At 70.4% G+C, this 3,417-nt stretch carries 1 protein-coding gene; it reads right to left on the bottom strand.

Going from position 1 to position 3,417, the window contains the following annotated elements; translation table 11 throughout:
• Nucleotides 1-3,417 (bottom strand): N-acetylmuramoyl-L-alanine amidase (locus FKV24_RS05700; RefSeq protein ID WP_141481687.1); only part of this gene is annotated, 3,417 nt, incomplete at both ends.

Here is a 3,417-nt window from a genome sequence, read left to right as displayed (position 1 = left end):
TCTCCGGCAGGTACAGCACCCGCCAGTTGCCGTAGTCGGGCTCGGCCATGTTGCCGTAGTCGGCGGCGAAGTCGGCAAACGGGAGCCAGTCTTCGTAGCCGCCGTTGGGCGGATTGAAGGCGACCGGATCGCCATCGAACGCGACCCGGGTATCCCAGGGATTGAGCACCTTGACCTCGGTCGCGGCCGGGTCGGTCAGGTCGCCGCGAATGCCGGCGACCACGACCGCGTGCGGCGCGCCCACGATCACCACCCACAACGGGCCGTGCAGGCTGAGCCAGCGCGCCCACTCCTGCGGGCTGTGATAGAGGCTGGCGTTGGAGGGCTGCGGGATCACACTGAAGCCGTAGCGATCGCGCACGTTCTCCAGCAGGTCCCAGTCGTAGGAGGTGGACAGCGAAGCGTCGACTTCCTGCGCCAGCGTTTCCGGCGAAATCGACTGGCTGCGCCGGTACGACAGCAGCATCGCCATCGACGCCGCCCAGCAGGCGTTCTTGTCCGGCTGCGGGATCAACGCGACCGGATAGTCCGAAGGCCCCTCGTCCTGCAACGCGCGTACCCGGGTGCGCGGCGAGTCGGCGGCGCGCAGCGCCCGGGTCGACAACGCCAGAGCGATGCCCAGCAGCTCGTCGCGCGCCTTCAGATGGCCGACGTAACCCAGGCTGCCGTGACGCAGCTGGACCAGGTCGTCGGGCGTGCCCGGGTCGCCGGAAGCGGTGTCCAACGGGATGCCGGCGGCTTCGAACGCCGCGTACACCAGCTCCGAGCAGTAGAACGAGCGCGCGGTATCGTCGTCGACGCCGGCGATATCGCGGATCGCGTCGAGCACGCGGCTGGAGAACGGGAACAGGATTCGGTAACCGGCGCGGGCGACGCCGCCGTAGTTGTAGGGACGGCCGACCTGGGCGCGGGCGAAGTCGACGATCGCCTGGGCACGGCTCGCATCGACCCGCGGATCGCGGTAGGCGACCGCGAGGATCGCCGGCTCGATCGCCGTCGCCAGCGGGACCTCGCGCACGCCGTCGCCGACCGCCTCGACCACGTTGCCGTCGCCGACGTAGACCATCGCGTGGCTGATCGCCGACAGGGTGCCGGCACGGATCGCGTAGGAGACCGCGTGCCGTGCGGTGGAGACGATGATGTCGCCGGGCGCGAGCGCGTCGGGGCCGATCGACTGTCCCCCGATGCCCGGGTCGAGCGGAATCTCCAGCGACTGCGACAAGGCCTGCGCACCCGAGCCGATGCGGACCGGACCGACGATCCGGTACTCGCTGGCCGGACCGCAGTCGACATAGTCGGAGTCGGCCTCGACGTCCCAGTTGCCGTCGCCGAGCAGGCCCAGCGGCGTGCCGCCGTGATCGAGCGGGTTGTAGGCGTAGATCCGTTCGCCGTTGGCATAGAGCTCGTAGGCGGGGAACTCGTCGTGGCCGCCGACCACGCGCGCCTGTACCCGGCCGTTGTTGACCCGCACGTGCACGGCCAGGTTGGCGTCGATGTCCGGCGACAGCGCAACCAGCGGCAGCGCGCCCTCGACGTGGAAGCTGACCACGATCGAGCCTTCGGCCATGCTGATGATGCCGTTGTGCGAGCTGCCGCCCAGCCGCACGCTCAGGTTGTCGTCACTGGTCGCCAGGGTCTCGCGCGCGCTCGGGCGCGCGCCGGACTTCAGATTGCGGTACCAGTCCGGCTTGCCGGCCGCCGCTTCGGTGTCGGCGACCGCGTACTCGGTCGATTCGCCCCAATGGCGGTCGAGCACATCCAGGCGGGCGCGGGTCTCGCCGTCGCCGAAGTGCAGCCGCGCGCTGATTTCAGCGCGACTGCTGCCGCCATCGTGCTGGAAGCCACGGCCGTCGCCGCCGAAGGCGCGATCGGAGACGACCGGCCGTTCCATCAGGATCGCCGGCGACGGAATGAACACGCGCAGCTTGAGATCGACCGGCAGCAGATCGGTCACGCCCTGCGCCCGCGCGCGTGGCGCCGGTACGCGAGCCGGCGCGCCGCCGCGCGCACGGGTGCCGCTGTCCAGCGAGAAGCTGGTGGCGCGCCCCTCGATCCAGTCGATCTTGCGCGGGGTGATGAAGCAGCCGCGGTTGAGGCCGCGATCGACCGGCTCGCCGCTGACATGCACCGCGCAGATCAACGCCTGCAGCTGACCGCCGGCATCGCTGACGGTGTAGACCGGCGATCCGCTGGCGCCCATCAACGACAGGATCGGATAGTCGATGGTGTCCGCGGTCGGCGCCTCGCTGACGAAGCCGCCGTGCAGGTGCTGCTTGTCGCCGTCGATGGCGTAGTCCAGCTCGGGCACCTTGCGCGAACCGGCCGAGTAGCCGCACACGGCCACCGGCAGCTGGGTCGACGGGGAGGCGTTGAGGAAGCGGAAGAACCGGCCGTGCGGGGCTGCAATCGGCACGTTGTCGATCACCGCCAGGTCGTTGTCCCAATCGCCCGAGCCGCCGTAGCCCGGCGCCACCCGCCACGACGAGGCATCGACGGTGGCGTCGCCGAACGGACGCCCGCCGGCGCCGTTGCGGCCGGGAATGATCTGGCAGCTGGCCATCCCCTGCAGGTTGTGGGCGCAGGTCAGGATCCGGTTGCGGCCGATGTAGAAGCCGGTGCCGCTGTAGCGCGCACCGTCCGGCGCGGTCATCTTCAACTGGCAGATCGCCGAGTGCGGGAACTGGCGGGTATCGTCCACGCCGGCGAACCATTCCTCGCGGGCCTGGCTGAACGCGTCGAGCGTGCATTGCAGCGCGGTCGCCGGATCGCTGGGGTCGTAGAACGGCGCGATGATCTCCTGCGCCCGCGAGTAGGCGCGGCGGCCACCGCGCACCGCCAGCCCCTGCGCGGTCGGCGCCGGGGCCGCATCGGGCTCGTAGCAGGTCCGAGAGGTGACCATGCCCATGTAGTAGTCCCAGTCCCAGACCGCGTTCGGACAGCCGGTATGGGTGGTGCGGGTGTCGGCCTCGGAATGGCCGAGGATGTGGGTGCGGTCCATCGGGATGCCGTACTGGTCGCACAGCCAGGTGACCAGCGCCGCAGACGCGCACAGCTGCGCCGGGGTCGGGTTCAGGCCGCGGGTGTTGGCGACATGCTCGATGCCGATGCTGGTGCCGTTGGCCGAGCGCGCATGCCAGGCGACGTCGTCGTGGCGCACCATCTGCACCACCTCGCCGTCCTGGCCGATCACGTAGTGGGCGCTGACCTCGGCGTCGGGATTCTGGAACCAGCCGATGGTGCCGTTGATGTTGGCGCCGCCGTCGGTGATGTGGATCACCACCCGTTCGATCGTGCGCCCGCCCGAGGTCGCCCGGTAGTTGCCGCTGTGGGCGGCGACGAAGCGGTCGGCCTGCGGGTATTCCGGCGTCGGCGCGTTCAGCGCGCGGGCGCGGCGGGCCAGCGCCTGGGCGGTGACGA

It is taken from the genome of Marilutibacter maris, from assembly GCF_006546735.2.
In the GTDB taxonomy this organism is placed as follows: Bacteria; Pseudomonadota; Gammaproteobacteria; order Xanthomonadales; family Xanthomonadaceae; genus Marilutibacter; species Marilutibacter maris.
Note: the sequence above shows the minus strand (reverse complement) of the source record. Positions and strands in the feature narration are given on the sequence as shown.